The following is a 12,248-nucleotide window of genomic DNA, read 5'->3' as shown; positions in this document are numbered from 1 at the left end:
TCAGAAAACGAGATGCATTTCCTGCTGGTAGAGCAGATCCTCAGCACCCGCCTTGTCCATGAAGGCATTCACCGCAATTGAGCCCGCATCCACATTGACAAAGCGCAGGAAGTCCGCGTCAATGGCCTGTTTCAGCGCTGACAGCAGGGACGTCCCGATGCCCTTGCGGCGGTGCACCTTGTGAACCGCAATCTGGGCCAGAGCTCCATCGGGATAAATGGCGGCCCAGCCCAGCAGCTGGCGGCCCTCCCGCGCGCCCACCAGATGGACCTTGCCGCCAAGCGCCTTCAGCGCCTCCCTGCAATTCTGCGGGGTGGGCAGCGTATCAAAATAGACGCTTTCGTCCTGAGGAAGATCCTGCGCTGCCACCTTTTCCAGCGTCACGGAGGGCGCTCCCTGGAGGCCGGGGACCTGAAGCGGAACCCTGCAGACCCGCAAGGGCCGGTGGTCCACAAATCCGAAGGTCCGGTAGGCCTGCACCGCCTTTTCATTGGCATGCATGACCTCCAGCTGAAGGCCCTTGGCAGCAGCATTTTGCTGGCGCTCGGCGACAGCTTTCAAGAGCTGCCGGGACAGGCCTTTCCGGCGGTGCGCCGGGAGCGTGCCCACCGATACGGTGTAGGCCCGCCCTGCATAAGCGCCAAGCGGGACCGTGGAGAACCAGAATGCGGCTATGTCGTCTCCCTGCCGGGCCACGAAAGAGAATTCCGCAGAAAATCCACGCTGTTTCTGGAAATCGACGAATTTATCAACCGTCTTGCTGAGGGGGACGGGATAGTCGGCAAATGCCTCGTTCATGGCCGCACAGAGCCGCCCAGGCTCAAGGCCCTGGCAATCGGTGATGGTATAAGACATGGTGGTCCGGAGAATTGTCTGTTTGGAAAACTGATGAGTGTCAGGCGTCAGTTAAAACTTTCGGCGACATCATACATGACCGGTTCAAAGCTTTTGCAAAGCGCATGGATACGCCGGTTGCGGTCACGCATTTCCGGCGTGCGCAGCATCGCCAGAAAATCCTCTCGCCGGCGCCATTGGGAGTAGTTGGCAATCCGTGTCTGGGCATCATTGACATGCAGCCCTGCGCCAATAAATCCCGGCTGGTGCCGGATGAACTCTTCATAGGCGTCCTTCAGCTCGTCGAGAAGATCGAAACAGGTTCCCGGTGTCATTTCGAACGTGGTGATAACAGTCTGGCAATCACTTCCGCTGGATATCTCAGGCATGGGTCTCCTCCTCCTCTGCCCCGACGCTACGAGGCTGGCACGATTTTACAGGTGCAGCAAGCACGTCCCCGGCCCTTATCCCAAGGCGATATCCAGATCCGCAGGCAGGTGCACCTTCACCCTGTTCTTAATGACAGCCCCTTCAGCGTAGTGCCGCCTCGACACCTTGTGCACGCATGCTCTCGACAGCCTCAAGCGCAAGGGACAACAGTTTCTCGTAATGGGACGCACGGGAACTGCCGCTGCGCCAGACCAGGTACATGATCCGGCGCATGGCAATTCCATCCACTTTTTTAAGAAGGAGATTGGGTTCCTTGGCGAATTCAGAGGCAATATAGGCGGCCGGAAACAGCGCCAGCCCCATGCCAATCGAAGCCATCTGGCGCAACGCGTCCAGACTGGTGCCCTCATAGTCCTGCAGGAAGTCGGCTCCGGCGGCCCGGGCAAGGGCCTGAACGTCATTGTGCAGGCGGAAGCCCTGCCCCAAGGACAACAGTTTCTCGCCCTTCAAAAGCGAGACCGGCACCACATCCAGACCGGCAAAGGGATGGGACAGGGGCACGGCCAGACGAACATCTTCCCGGCAGAGCTCACGCTCTGCCAGCTGGGCAGACGGGGTGATGTCCGGAGAGATGATACAATCAAGGGCGCCGGACGCCAGCCCGTCTTCCAGAAGGTTCGGCCGGTCCTCCCGGATATAGAGTTCCAGATCGGGAAAGGCCCGTTTGAGAATCGGCAACAGATACGGCATGAAATACGGACCGAAGGTCGGTGAGACGCCAAGACGGATCAGCCCACCAAGATTGGAGCGCCCTGCCTGGGCTTCGATCACAATTTCGTCCAAACTTTCCAGCGCCTGCCGGGCCAGCGGCAAGAGCCGTTCTCCAGCCGCCGTCAGCGCAATACCACCATTGCCCCGTTCCAGCAGACTGCTGCCCAGCTGCTCTTCCAAGAGCTTGAATTGTGAGGACAAAGTCGGTTGGGACACATGGCATTTTTCCGCCGCCTTGCCGAAGTGCAAGGTCTCTGCCAGGGCGATGAAATAGTCAAGCTGGCGGGGGGATGGCCGGAATCGCATGCCGTCTCCTCTGGTCAATAGATTTCTTCTATTGGTGTGATACAAACAATGTATTTCTTCTATGTCAATTCCATCCCATATCGTGGGTAGCAACAACAGCTAACGTTATGGAGATAGGCGATGTACAACCGTTTAAAATCCCTGCGCAGCCAGCACAACACGCTGGACAGCCTGATTCGGCGCGAGGAGTTGCATCCCTATCCCGACACCCAGCACATCCGGTCCCTGAAGAAATTCAAGCTGCGGCTGCGCGATGAAATCTCAAGGATTGAAACCGGTCTCAACAGCAACCGTCTTGCCTACTGACACCGCTTTACGGCCCCATTGAAAGGAGGAGCCTCATGACCCCGTTCTGGCCCTGGTTGGCATTTTACCGAAACGCCCTGATCATGGGTCAGCTGACCGCGCTTGGGCCGGCCGGACAGGCCCGCAGGAAAGTCTTGCAGACCGAGGCCGATCACGCGGCAAAGTCATCGGGTGATGGGGCCAAACCGGAGAACGCAGCGTCAGGTGCGCCGAGTGCCCCCAGAAAGGCACCACGCTCAGAGTACCCGCGCAGATCTGTGTCCCAGATGCCAGCACCGGCACCTATCAGGACGCCCCTGCCCACGTTCTTTCCTGCGATGCAGCCTGGCCTATCCCGCAAAGCCCGGCTGCTGGATCTGGAAGCACGCATGACGTCCTTCCTGTCTGAAAAGCAGGTCTCGAGCACCAGCTGCCCAAAGGTGCTCGACAACATCAAGGTCGCCAAGTCGACCGTCCAGCGTGAGATGGCTGCCGGTTGACAGCCCGGCCCGGGATCTCCTTCCGAAGCCCGGAAACGCCACACCGCTGGATCAACCCGTCCGCGCACAGGCCACGCGGACGGGTTTTTTTCTGAAGCGAACCGGCTGAACCGTCAGGCCGGGCTGGCCTCGCCAATGCCCGCGCCCCGTCCTGTCGCGCCCTTTTTCGCCGGACGGACCCGGAAAAACAGGGCATAGAGCACTGGGGCAGCAATCAAGGTCAGCACGGTCGCAAAGGCAAGCCCGCCCATGATCGTGACCGCCATGCCCCGGAAGAACGCATCCGACAAAAGTGGTGCCATGCCGAGGATCGTCGTGACGGCCGCCAAAAGAACAGGCCGCATACGCGACACACTCGCTGTCACGATGGCCGGATATTTTTCCATGCCCTCTTCCTCGATCAGCCGGTCGATCTCTTCCAGCAGAACGATGGCATTCTTGATCAGCATGCCGGACAGGGACAGGAAGCCAAGCAGTGACATGAAGCCGAAGGGCGTGTCCGTTGCCAGAAGTGCAATCGCAACCCCGTTGATCGACATGGGCACCATCAGCCAGATGATCAGCGGCTGACGGACCGAGCCGAACAGCAGGATGGAAATGATCAGCATCACCAGAAAACCGAGCGGAAGCTGGGCACCAAGGGATTTCTGAGCGTCATTGGTGCTTTCATATTCGCCGCCCCATTCCAGAGCATAGCCGGGAGGGAGCGCCATCGCTTCGATCTGTGGCCGGACCCGGGCAAGGGCAGCCGAGGCCGTTTCGCCCGCCGTCGTTTCCGCCTTCACGGTCAGGGTCCGGACCCGGTCCCGCCGGTGTATCAGCGTGTCCTGCGGTTCCATGACGAATTCCTGCACCACCTGGTCCATCGGGATATAGCGGCGCTGACCGGTGCTCCACACCAGAGAGTCGGACACGCTTTCATTCACCGAAATGCCATGTGTTCCAGCCTTCCGGGCAACGATCGGAATGCTTTCATCCACATCCCGGTAGGCACCGGTCTGGACCCCTTCGGTCGCAAATTGCAGCGACAGGGACAGTTCTTCCCGGGTGACCCCGGAAATACGGGACCTGTTTTCGTCAAAGATCGGCCTCACAACCAGCTCGCGCTGGCGCCAGTCGGTGTTTACATCCGCAAGCTTGTTCTCCGGCAGGGAGAAGATCGCCTGGGCCTCATCGTCGAGCCGCTTCAGCACATTGGCATCGGGACCGGAGAAGCGGGCCTCGATCTTGGCTCCACCGCCGGGCCCGAAGACCAGACGTTTTGTGATCACCTGCGCTGCCGGAAACATTTCGCCGAAAGTCTTGCGCAGATCCAGCGCCAGCATGTTGATGTCATCCCGGCTATGGGTGCGGATCAGCATGTGGCCATAGGCCGGATTGGGATCTTCAGGCCCATAGGTGAGCATGAAGCGCGTGGCCCCGCCCCCGGCAAAACTCGTCACAGTCACAACCCGCTCATCTGCCAGGATGATATCCTCCATCGCCTTCAGATCGGCTTCCGTGGACCGGATATCTGTACCTTGCGGCAACCAGTAGTGGATGTAGAAGATCGGCGTGTTACTGTCCGGGAAGAAAGCCTGTTTCACATTGCCAAAGGCCATGACACAGGCCACCGTAATGCCTATGAGAGCGGCTACTGTTAGAAGGCGAACATGCAGTGCAGCCACCAGAAAGCGGCGGTAAAGCGCATAGAAAATGCCCTTGTAGGGATCATGCCCTTTCAGATCTCCGGTCGCGGTGCGGAAGAAATACTTGCCGAAGAGGGGTGTCACCGTGACGGCAAAGACCCAGGACAGAAGCAGGGAAATACCAATGACCGCAAAGAGGGAGAACAGGAATTCCCCCGTTGCGTCCGGGGACAGGCCAATCCCGGAAAAGGCCATGATGCCAATCACGGTTGCCCCCAGCAGCGGCCACTTGGTCTGACGGACGACCTGGCTGGCCGCATCAATGGCTTTCTGGCCCCGCTGCATATTGATCATCATGCCTTCGGCGACCACGATCGCATTGTCGACCAGCATTCCCATGGCAATGATCAGGGCGCCAAGGGAGATCCGCTCCATTTCAATGGCAAAGATGCGCATGAACAGGACCGTTGCCATCACCGTCAAAAGCAGCACAGTTCCCACCACCAGCGCCGCCCGCCAGCCCATGAAGACCGCCAGGACGGCGATCACGATCACGACGGAGGCAGCCAGATTGAGAATGAAACCGTTGACCGAGGCATCCACCACAACATTCTGCTCATAGATCGGGTGGATTTCCATGCCGACCGGCAATTGCGCCTCGATCTGGGCGAGTTTGTCGATGACCCGGTTGCCGACCTCGACGATATTGGTACCGTCCACCTGTGACACACCTATAGTGACCGCCTTGTGGCCGTTGTGGTGGATCAGACGGTCCGGCTGCTCCGGTTCCCCCAGTTCCAGGGTTGCGATATCGGACAGGCGGATCATGGCCGTGGAGCCGGCCCGGCCGATCACCAGATCCTGAATGCCCCGGAAGTCATCAAAGGCAGACGGGGTCATGATGCGGATGCGAGCCTGGCCTGAAATCGCCGAGCCATTGGTCTGAATGCTGTTTTCCGCGTCCAGAACGCTGACAATATCGCTCATGGAGATATCCAGTCCGGCCATCTTGTCCTGATCGACATTCAGGTAGATGACATCTTCCGGTTCGCCGGCAATCTCCACTTTGCCAACCCCCGGAACAGCCAGCAGCTCCCGCCGGATCCGTTTGACCGTGTCGCGAATGTCCCGGTTGGTGTATCCGTCAGCGGTGAAGGCGTAAAACAGCCCATAGACATCGCCATAGCTGTCATAGACCAGCGGGGTCTGGGCGCCTTCGGGAAGGTTGCGGATCTCGTCGCCCACTTTCCGGCGCAGCTCATCCCAGACCTGAGGCAATTCGGTACCGTCATAGGTTGGTTTGATTTCGACACTGATCCGCGACAGGCCCGGCTCGGACACGGATCGGATCTTGTCCAGTTGCGGCATCTGCTGGATCGCGGTCTCCAGAATTTCGGTGACTTCGTTTTCCACTTCGGCTGCCGTGGCGCCGGGATAGGCCGTGATGACCTGGGCTTCCTTGATGGTGAAAGCGGGGTCTTCCAAACGGCCCACGGAGGTCAGCCCCCACAGCCCGCCCAGCAAAGACATGACGACGATCATCCAGGTGTTGACCGGCTTCTGGATGGAGTAGCGTGCAATATCCAAGGTGTGTGATCCTTGTAGCTGTCGTAAAGGGGATCAGTGCAAACGCTGAACGACCTGACCGTCGCTCAGATAGGCAACACCTGCGGAAACGATCTCGTCTCCGGCCTTGAGGCCGGATCGCACGGGTATATAGTCTCCCATGATCGTGCCAATCTCGACCGGCTGCTTGGCCACGGCTCCAGTGTCTTCGGAGAATTTCCAGACGTAGGTGCCCCCTTCCCCGTCCACTGCGATCGAAGCGGAAGGAACCAGAAACTGTTCACCGAGCTCAAAGCCCTCGGGCAGGAATTTCACAATCACCGTTGCAGTCATCCCCGGGGACAGCCCTTCAGCTTGCGCACGGGGCATGGCCAGGGTGATCCGGTAGGTCTGCGTCACCTCGTCCACCTGACTGGAGTGTTCGCGGTATTCCAGCGGAAACACCTTGTCGCCATAAGCTGGAAAGCTTGCTTCCGTCGATGCGACATCTGAAGCGGTGACCCTTCCGAACAGCGCTTCGGCAACGTTGATATCGACCTGGACTTCCGACACATCCTGCATGCGCACAATCGGTGTCGCCACGTCGACTGTGGTGAAGTTGTCCACCAGCCGCAGGGAGACGATGCCGTCAAACGGGGCCTCAAGGGTGGTATAGTCCAGGTTCTGGCGCGCCTCTTTCAGATCTTCCACAGCAAGGTCGTAATCGTTCTTCTGCTCGTCATAAGAGGACTGGGAGATCACGGAGCGCTCGCGCAAGGTCTCCAGCCGGTCCAGTTCGCGCTTTTCCTGCTCGACCTTAATAGTCGCCTCCCGCACGGCACGGTCATAGTCGGTCGTGTCGAGCTTGGCGATCAGGTCCCCCCGCTTCACGTCCTGGCTCTCCAGCACCGGCAGCTCCACCAGTTTGCCCGCGACCTGGAATGACAGATCAACGGTTTTGACTGCCGCAACCCGCCCGGCAAAGCGCCGTTCGATCAGGCCGATCTGGTCATTTACGGTGAAGATCTTTGCCGGCCGCGGCGCCGCATGCAGTTTGGCTTCCGCCTCTGCCACCGGATCGGTGGCCTCATCCTGGCATGAGGCCAGCAATCCGGCTGTCAGGAAGATCCCAGCCCAACGGGCGGCCACGGTTCTTTGAAATCCACGCATCAGGTTTTCCGTCATATGTTCAATCGTGTTCAAGGCGGCGCCGCAAGTCCTGCAGAACGCCTGCCAATTCGTTTTCGCTGAGAATTGAAACGCTGTGGGCCGTTGTGAAATGAAGACCTTCCAGACCGGCCCAGATGGCCATTGCCCGGTTCACGTCGCTCATTTCCTCGCAAATGGCCTGTTTCAACCGCTTGCGGACCTGCAGGAACGGGTCACTGAGTTCCGGCCGGCTTGCGGTTGTTGCCAGAATGGCCTGGGCAATGTCTCGGCGTGTCTCGAGCCACCGCTCGGTAACATCAATCATGCCGCTTAAGGTCGGGGACTGTGAACCCGTGTTTCTGGCCCTGGCCGACTGGACATCGGCTTCGAACTGGGCCCCGAGAAAACCCACCATCCCGGTGATCAGGGCATCCTTTGTCGGAAAATTGTAGAGCACGCCTCCCTTGGAAAAGCCGCTCTCTTCGGCCACCGCGTCAATTGTCAGGCTCGCGGCACCTTCTCGGCGTATCAGACTGATCGCCGCACTCAGAATTTCAGTTTTGGAATCCTGTTTCGTTCGCGAAGCCTTCGCCGACATCAATTACCGCCCAGTCTGTCCCATCCTGCGCTCCTATACCGTCTGGACGGTACAGTAAAGAACAAAACTTCGGCACCACCTGTTCAAGGCTGTGGCACGAGACCTGATTTTCGTATGCTTTCAAGCCGTCCGGTGAAGACAACCGGCTCGAAATTGGCCAGTCGCAGTCGATTAGGCGGCCGCATCCGCCATGGCCGCTTCGTTGGCGGCCTGTTCTGCAGCGGCGGCTTCTGCGGCAAGCCTTGCGCGTTCCCGCGCTTCTTCTTCCATCCGCTCGGAGAATTCTACGAAGTCTTTCGCAGGCATTGGAGGAGCAAAATAATAGCCCTGGGCGGCGGTGACGCCAAGCTCCAGCAGCCGTTCGATCTGGTCTTCCTGCTCCACGCCCTCGGCGATAATGCCCATGCCCAGATTGTCCGCCAACTCAACCATGGAATCAACAATCGTGGTGGAACTGTCGTCGGAACCAATCGTGTCGATGAACATCTTGTCGATCTTGATGATATCCACACCGAGCTTCTGCAGATAGGCCATACCGCCATGGCCTGTGCCCACATCGTCCAGTGCAATGCGGACCCCGAGAGCCTGAAGTTCAGACATGATCTTGCGGGCCAGTTCCATGTCCTCAAGCGGGTGGCGCTCGGTGACCTCGACCACGATCTGTTGGAACGAGATTTTGGATTTTTCAAAGATCGTCTTGATATCGGAGACCACCTCCCGATCGAGGAAATGGCCGGCAAAGAGGTTGATCGACAGTTTGAAATCCGGATTGTCGCCATAAAGATCGCCGACTTCTTCGCTTGCAAGTCGCATCATGTGCCGGGTCATGTCGAAGATGTGGCCATTGTTTTCCGCATAGGCCATGAACTGCCCGGGCGACACGATCATGCCATTCGGGCGGCGCCAGCGCATCAGCACTTCACAGCCGCGCAGCCGCAGGGTCTCAATATCCATGACAGGCTGGTAATAGGGAATGAATTCGCCATTGCGGATCGCCGCAACAAATTCATCGTTGGCCTCGTTTTCCGGCCGCCAGGAGAACCAGACACCGATGGCCACGAACAGGACCGCAATCCCGACACAGGCCGTGGCCGCGACCACTTTCAGGTCCTTGACCACATGAAGTGCTGCGGTTTCCGGCGCCGTAATGGTGGCCACCAGCGGGTAGAGTTCTGAAGGCACATCGACCGACAGAACCCCTTCAGGTTTAGAGCCTTCGGAATTGTACCCGCCCACATGATACCAGAGCAGGTCATTTCCAAGACGCAGCTCCGAGCGGCGGTAGGAGCGCAGATATTCTGGCCCGGGATCCATGGCAATGACCGCCGGGGTGACCTCGGCAAAGATCCTTGTGCCGTCCTTCAGATCCCAGCTGATCACGGCCGCCCTGGCCCCGAGATATTCCCGGTCGAGCATGCCGATGCCGACAAGCGGACCATCGGCGCGCACCGGCGGCAGGACAATCTCTCCCGCCAGTTCCCGGTCCGGAATGATGCACATGCGCTGGCCATCCGCATCCGCCAGACCGATGGCATCGATCATGCCGTTCTCGATAATGAGCTTTTCGTAAATGACCCGGTCTTCGGCGCTGCAGGTCTGCACATCGTCACGGTCCAGGCGCTGCAAGAGCGTCACCGTGGTGCTGATGGCTTCCTCGGCCCGGTGAATGGAAACCTGGCCCATGGCCTCCATTTCGGTCACGGCCCGGCTTTCGGCAAATTGATTGAGGATGACGTTGATGACAAAGAGCGGCGTTGTCGCCAGAACAAGGGCGAGCAATACGGTCTTTGCAAAGCCAACATACCGGAAAGACAAAACGGGGCCTGTTTACCAATTAACGCTTTCTGACCATGGACGATCTGGGTAAACAAGGACTGAAGATGGCAAGGTTTCATCCAGATCAAAGCTAACCGGACCGCGCCGTGACTAGGGTGCAGGAGCGAAGGTCCGGGATGAAGGGAGTTGTTCATGCAGGCGCTGTTTATCGGCCAAGCCTATATCGACGTTACATTTTTGACCGACACCCTGCCGAGCGGCGACGAAAAGACCATTGCCGAGGACTATGCCATCAGTTTTGGCGGCAATGCGGTTACGGCCGCATTCTGCTGCGCCAAACTGGGCTGCCGGCCTGAGCTGCTGTGTTCCCAGGCCGATGACTGGCTGGCCCGCATGTTTCTGGACATGGCCGCTGCCTACGGCATTTCGATCCATGGGCGCAAAGTGCGCGAATCCTCGCTGTCCTTCATCATGCCCAAGAACGGCAAGCGCGCCATTGTCCGCTGCCGCGACAATGAATTCCTGCACCCCTTCCCCCCCCTGACGCTGACCGGAATGCGCGCGCTGCATCTGGACGGCCACATGCCGGACGCCGCCCTGCACTACGCTTCGGCCTGCCGGGATCAGGGCATCCTGACCTCTCTTGATGGTGGAGCCGTGCGTGAGAATACGGACGAATTGCTGGGCCATATCGATGTTGCGGTGGTCTCGGAACGGTTCTGCCAGCAGCTTGGCAAAACCACGGGCGAGACCCTGGCCTATCTCAGATCCAGAAACTGCCCTGTTGGCGCGGTCACGCTCGGCGAACAAGGCACCGTCTGGTATGAGGGCTCCGGACCCGACCGGGTCCTGCCGGCTCTTGATGTGCCTTTGAACAAGGTGCTGGATTCCAACGGGGCTGGCGACGTTTTCCACGGGGCTTACATTGCGTCCTATCTGCACCATCCGGAGCTGGCGTGGGAGGACCATTTCTCCTTTGCCCGCGGAGCATCTACACACGCCATTCAGCACCTGGGCAACGAGGCAAGCCTGCCAAGTCTGGAGGATATCGACCGGGCCCGGCACCGTTTTTCCGAGAAAAACTGACAGGCCTGCCTATATAGTTTTGGACGCCATTGACCGGCTTTGCCACTCGGCGTCCAGAGCACTTGCTTTCACCTTGCCTCCTTCTGCGACATGAAGCAGAGTGAGCGCCCATAGTCTCCTTGGAGTTCTTAAATGATGTTTTCGCCCGCGCGCAGCACCTTGACCGGACTGGCCACTGCCGTCAGCCTGATTGCCCTACAAACCGGGACGGCCTGGGCGTTCGAGCCCACAGGCAATGCGGTTGCCGATGCGTTTCTTGAGGTCCTGGATGCTCAGGAAGGAGTTGTTGAAGGCTATGGCAACGTCTCTGAGTCCGGCGGAGCGGTGACGATTGAAAACCTTGTCCTGACAAACGAAGACGACAAAGACGAAAAAGTCTCGATCGCGTCCACGGTGCTGACAGGTGGCGTAATACTCGCCAATGGCCGTCTCAAACTCGAAAGCCTCGGCGTGTCGGCCCTGAGCCTGACTGCCGATGATGGCGGCATGACACTGGAAAGCCTGGATGTGACGGATCTGGTGCTGCCGTCTCCCAAAGAAGCTGCAGCCAAGGACAAGCCGGCGAACCCTGGCTACCGCACGTTTGATGTGAAGAACATCAAGGTGACGGACGAAGACGGCAAGGTTGCCGATATCGCAGCCATTTCCTCCTCCATTGACGCCATGGACGGTGATCTGCCGACGGCGGGCCGCTTCGCCGTCACCGGAGCGACCATTGACGTCAACGAGCTTGAAGCAGATGAAACAAAGACCCTGCGCGAACTCGGCTATGACACCCTTACGATGGATATCGCAGCCTCTGCGACCTGGGATCCGGAGGCGGCAACCATTGTCATTCCGGACCTGAAGATCGATGCCAAAGATGCGGCAAGCCTGTCTCTTGCCCTCACGCTTGGCGGCGTCACCCGCCAGGTCGTGGAAGAACTGGAAAAAAAGTCCCAGAACCCGGAAGACGCCCTCGCCCTTCTCCAGAATGTTTCGATCATCACCGCAAAGATCCGGCTGGAGGACGACACCCTGACCGGACGCATTCTGGATCAGGAAGCCAAGAAGGCCGGTTTGGACACGCCGACTTATGTCGCCAGTCTCACCGGTGCGCTGCCCGCCATGCTGGGTGTGCTGCAGAACAAGGATTTTGAAGGTCAGGTTGCCAAGTCCGTCAGCGACTTCCTGACCACCCCCGGTTCCCTGGAAGTGGCTGCTTCTCCGGCAGCCCCCGTGCCATTCGCCCAGATCATGGGAACCGCGATGTTCGCTCCGCAAATGATCCCGCAGATCCTGTCTGTGGGCATCACCGCCAACCAGTAGGCGGCTTAGAGCATCGTGCGATAAGTCTGCACGATGCTCTAGCCTTTCAAAAACAAAAGCCCGGACAAACGC

The 12,248-nt window shown here is 58.9% G+C and carries 11 protein-coding genes; 4 read left to right on the top strand and 7 right to left on the bottom strand.

The features are described from left to right. From ACXAH0_RS12800 to ACXAH0_RS12790, 3 genes are all read right to left on the bottom strand, one after another. Entirely contained in the window at positions 1-855 is an 855-nt protein-coding gene (locus tag ACXAH0_RS12800; RefSeq protein WP_475175171.1) for a GNAT family N-acetyltransferase, read from the bottom strand. 47 nt (positions 856-902) lie between these two features. Further along, a complete protein-coding gene (locus ACXAH0_RS12795; protein ID WP_475191700.1) occupies positions 903-1,223 on the bottom strand; it encodes an antibiotic biosynthesis monooxygenase family protein in 321 nt (106 codons plus the stop codon). A 142-nt stretch (positions 1,224-1,365) separates the two neighbouring features. Continuing rightward, positions 1,366-2,301 carry a LysR substrate-binding domain-containing protein gene (locus tag ACXAH0_RS12790; RefSeq protein WP_475191696.1) on the bottom strand — a complete coding sequence of 312 codons (936 nt, stop codon included), beginning with the start codon at positions 2,299-2,301 and terminating at the stop codon, positions 1,366-1,368. 120 nt (positions 2,302-2,421) lie between these two features. Here ACXAH0_RS12790 and ACXAH0_RS12785 point away from each other — a divergent pair, with 120 nt between their 5' ends. Beyond that, positions 2,422-2,607, top strand: coding sequence for a YdcH family protein (locus tag ACXAH0_RS12785; RefSeq protein ID WP_475175177.1), 186 nt, complete (start codon positions 2,422-2,424; stop codon positions 2,605-2,607). A gap of 35 nt (positions 2,608-2,642) precedes the next feature. Then, positions 2,643-3,086 carry a hypothetical protein gene (locus tag ACXAH0_RS12780; RefSeq protein ID WP_475191693.1) on the top strand — a complete coding sequence of 148 codons (444 nt, stop codon included), beginning with the start codon at positions 2,643-2,645 and terminating at the stop codon, positions 3,084-3,086. A gap of 113 nt (positions 3,087-3,199) precedes the next feature. Here the strand turns inward: ACXAH0_RS12780 and ACXAH0_RS12775 are convergent, their stop codons facing one another. The 4 genes from ACXAH0_RS12775 to ACXAH0_RS12760 all read right to left on the bottom strand — a co-directional run bounded on the left by ACXAH0_RS12775 (position 3,200) and on the right by ACXAH0_RS12760 (position 9,785). After that, on the bottom strand, positions 3,200-6,301 hold the full coding sequence (locus ACXAH0_RS12775; protein ID WP_475191689.1) for an efflux RND transporter permease subunit: 3,102 nt from the start codon (positions 6,299-6,301) through the stop codon (positions 3,200-3,202). Between the two features lie 33 nt (positions 6,302-6,334). Further along, on the bottom strand, positions 6,335-7,429 hold the full coding sequence (locus ACXAH0_RS12770; protein ID WP_475175184.1) for an efflux RND transporter periplasmic adaptor subunit: 1,095 nt from the start codon (positions 7,427-7,429) through the stop codon (positions 6,335-6,337). 19 nt (positions 7,430-7,448) lie between these two features. Then, on the bottom strand, positions 7,449-8,006 hold the full coding sequence (locus tag ACXAH0_RS12765; protein ID WP_475175187.1) for a TetR/AcrR family transcriptional regulator: 558 nt from the start codon (positions 8,004-8,006) through the stop codon (positions 7,449-7,451). Between the two features lie 171 nt (positions 8,007-8,177). Continuing rightward, positions 8,178-9,785 carry an EAL domain-containing protein gene (locus tag ACXAH0_RS12760; protein WP_475191684.1) on the bottom strand — a complete coding sequence of 536 codons (1,608 nt, stop codon included), beginning with the start codon at positions 9,783-9,785 and terminating at the stop codon, positions 8,178-8,180. Between the two features lie 189 nt (positions 9,786-9,974). Between ACXAH0_RS12760 and ACXAH0_RS12755 the strand changes: the two genes are divergently transcribed. Together ACXAH0_RS12755 and ACXAH0_RS12750 are read left to right on the top strand one after the other, a co-directional pair. Next, positions 9,975-10,868, top strand: coding sequence for a sugar kinase (locus ACXAH0_RS12755; protein ID WP_475191680.1), 894 nt, complete (start codon positions 9,975-9,977; stop codon positions 10,866-10,868). 132 nt (positions 10,869-11,000) lie between these two features. Further along, on the top strand, positions 11,001-12,176 hold the full coding sequence (locus ACXAH0_RS12750) for a hypothetical protein (protein ID WP_475191677.1): 1,176 nt from the start codon (positions 11,001-11,003) through the stop codon (positions 12,174-12,176). The last annotated feature ends 72 nt before the right edge of the window (positions 12,177-12,248 follow it).

The organism is Roseibium sp. AWQ4_290 (assembly GCF_056160985.1).
Note: the sequence above shows the minus strand (reverse complement) of the source record. Positions and strands in the feature narration are given on the sequence as shown.

Bases quoted from the DNA above. Each gene is read 5' to 3' on its own strand.
- ACXAH0_RS12800 (WP_475175171.1), bottom strand. From the start codon at position 855: ATGTCTTATACCATCACCGATTGCCAGGGCCTTGAGCCTGGGCGGCTC.
- ACXAH0_RS12795 (WP_475191700.1), bottom strand. From the start codon at position 1,223: ATGCCTGAGATATCCAGCGGAAGTGATTGCCAGACTGTTATCACCACG.
- ACXAH0_RS12790 (WP_475191696.1), bottom strand. From the start codon at position 2,301: ATGCGATTCCGGCCATCCCCCCGCCAGCTTGACTATTTCATCGCCCTG.
- ACXAH0_RS12785 (WP_475175177.1), top strand. From the start codon at position 2,422: ATGTACAACCGTTTAAAATCCCTGCGCAGCCAGCACAACACGCTGGAC.
- ACXAH0_RS12780 (WP_475191693.1), top strand. From the start codon at position 2,643: ATGACCCCGTTCTGGCCCTGGTTGGCATTTTACCGAAACGCCCTGATC.
- ACXAH0_RS12770 (WP_475175184.1), bottom strand. From the start codon at position 7,429: ATGCGTGGATTTCAAAGAACCGTGGCCGCCCGTTGGGCTGGGATCTTC.
- ACXAH0_RS12765 (WP_475175187.1), bottom strand. From the start codon at position 8,006: ATGTCGGCGAAGGCTTCGCGAACGAAACAGGATTCCAAAACTGAAATT.
- ACXAH0_RS12755 (WP_475191680.1), top strand. From the start codon at position 9,975: ATGCAGGCGCTGTTTATCGGCCAAGCCTATATCGACGTTACATTTTTG.
- ACXAH0_RS12750 (WP_475191677.1), top strand. From the start codon at position 11,001: ATGATGTTTTCGCCCGCGCGCAGCACCTTGACCGGACTGGCCACTGCC.